At 27.1% G+C, this 1,398-nt stretch carries 2 protein-coding genes; one reads left to right on the top strand and one right to left on the bottom strand.

Going from position 1 to position 1,398, the window contains the following annotated elements:
- The first annotated feature begins 54 nt into the window (after positions 1-54).
- Complete coding sequence (locus CD111_RS12570) at positions 55-225, top strand: hypothetical protein (protein WP_158245702.1); 171 nt, start codon at positions 55-57, stop codon at positions 223-225.
- 323 nt (positions 226-548) lie between these two features.
- On the opposite strand, the gene CD111_RS11385 is transcribed toward CD111_RS12570, so the two are convergent.
- Positions 549-1,184: a CPBP family intramembrane glutamic endopeptidase gene (locus CD111_RS11385; protein ID WP_158245701.1), complete on the bottom strand. Its 636-nt coding sequence runs from the start codon at positions 1,182-1,184 to the stop codon at positions 549-551.
- Positions 1,185-1,398: the final 214 nt, after the last annotated feature.

Raw genomic sequence — 1,398 nt, 5'->3', positions numbered from 1 at the left:
GGATATAATGGGTATTTTTAGAATATATTAATTAATATTAGAGAGGATTAATTTATGGAAGAGAAGTTAAGTAGCGAGCAATTCTTTATGGATATTGCAGATGATTTGTTGTTTATATCACAAAGAATTAGTAATAAAGCAAAAGATTATAATGTGAATTTTGATTGGGAAGTCATGGTATTAAAATCATTAACTGTTAATTTGAATGAAGGTAGGAATAATTAACGAATACACAATTGTCAGCTTAATAAGAAGCATTGGTATGTTTTTAAATTTTCATTTTTGTAATAAATATTATAGAATCTTGATTTTTGATACGAAAGAAGCTGGGACATACATAATGAGTCCCAGCCTCTTTTTTATATTGATAGTAGATGAATGAATTGAATATACGTTTTATATTAAGTTGTTTTGAATGCTATTCATACTTACCGATATGGAACAACGAAACTTTTTGATAAAATGAGATTCCTGCTCCACACTCTATTTTTCGAATTACGATTTTTAATTGTCAAACAAAACATCCAAGCCTTCCTTTTATAATTAATTTAAAAATAAAGACTCGAAATTGTGACCATAAAGTTATTTAAAAAATGGGTTAAGATTGCTACTTCTATTCTTCTAGTTTTTAAATAAGCAAGACCAAATATTAAACCTTTAACAAAATATGGAAGATAGCCAATTAAGGTATCGGAGTCGTGGGCTACTGCAAATACTACACTTGACACAATAAGTCCTATAAATAAATGCTTCCTAAAAATAACGCTTAACATGAAGCCTCTAAAAATAAACTCTTCTATTATTGCTGGTAAAATAGCCAAACTAATGATAGATGCCCATAATGGTAGACGTTGTGTACTATCATCAAAAAATGCTTGGTTTGTCGGTAGTGGATTGAAAAATAAATAAATAGTATCAAATCCATACGTGAGTAAATAACCGAATAAGATGATTAATAAATGAGTGACTGTTAATTTTTTGAATTCTATAAAATTAAGACCAATATATTTAATGAGTAAAACAATTGAAGAAACAAGGATTAGACATAATATGGGATGGTCTTCACCCTGATCCAATAAATAAAATAATATCAATGAGATTATGCAGGCTTTAACTAATGCCATAAAATAATTTTCTCTTGATACTGATAAGTCATCTTTAAAAATTTCATTTTTTGTTATCATTTTTTCCTCCTGTTGAATGTTCATGTCGATGATGTAACTATTAATAGATATTAAATTTAATGAAAATGTTTGTCTGTATTTGAAGTTGTTTCACCTCTTATATTTAAAATATCTTTGATATAAATTCCTCCTGAAAATAATCTAGCTATTTTAAGGTAATATGTGATGTTTCTCATGCTGTTAATCCTTTCCTTGTAATATTTAACAAAAGTAT

Source organism: Mammaliicoccus stepanovicii (assembly GCF_002902525.1).
GTDB lineage: Bacteria > Bacillota > Bacilli > Staphylococcales > Staphylococcaceae > Mammaliicoccus > Mammaliicoccus stepanovicii.
This window is presented reverse-complemented; position numbering and strand designations above follow the sequence as displayed.